The organism is Mesorhizobium sp. M2A.F.Ca.ET.042.01.1.1, from assembly GCF_003997405.1.
Taxonomy (GTDB): Bacteria; Pseudomonadota; Alphaproteobacteria; order Rhizobiales; family Rhizobiaceae; genus Mesorhizobium.
Window position 1 is genome coordinate 1 of sequence record NZ_RZRX01000639.1, and the last position, 535, is coordinate 535.

Annotated in this window: 1 pseudogene; it reads right to left on the reverse strand. The window is 60.9% G+C overall.

Features of this window, described 5'->3' with window-relative positions:
* Positions 1-486, reverse strand: a pseudogene (locus EOA23_RS35330) (ABC transporter permease); the annotation flags it as partial.
* Positions 487-535 lie beyond the last annotated feature (49 nt).

Sequence of the window (535 nt, forward strand, 5' to 3'; positions counted from 1 at the left end):
CAGCACCACATAGGGCACGGCGAGCAGTATATGGCCGAGCACCAGCAGCAGCAGCGTCCGCGGCTGGTCGACGGCTTTGATCAGCACCAAGAGGCCGACACCGAGGATGGTTTCCGGCACCAGCGCCGGCAAGATCACCAGCGCGCTCAGCGTCTGTTTGCCGGGGAATTCGAAGCGCACCAGCGCAAAGGCCGTGACGACGCCGATCGCGGTGGCGGTTGTCGCCGTGACCAAGGCTATCCACAGCGACGTGCGGAACGCGGCCAGCACCGCTTCATTGGCCATCAGCTTACCGTACCATTGCATGCTAAAGCCGGTCATCGGGAAGCTGCCGAACATCGAGGCATTGAATGACAGGATGACGGTCGCCATGATCGGCGCGAACATAAAGATGTAGACGCAGAGCGTGACGAAGCCGGTCAGCCGCCAGGCCCATTTGCCTTCCTTATTCCGCCGCCCCGCATTCATTTGCCGAGGCTTCATCATCCACCCAGTCCTTTGACGATCTGCGACATGCCCATGTAGCGGGTATAGA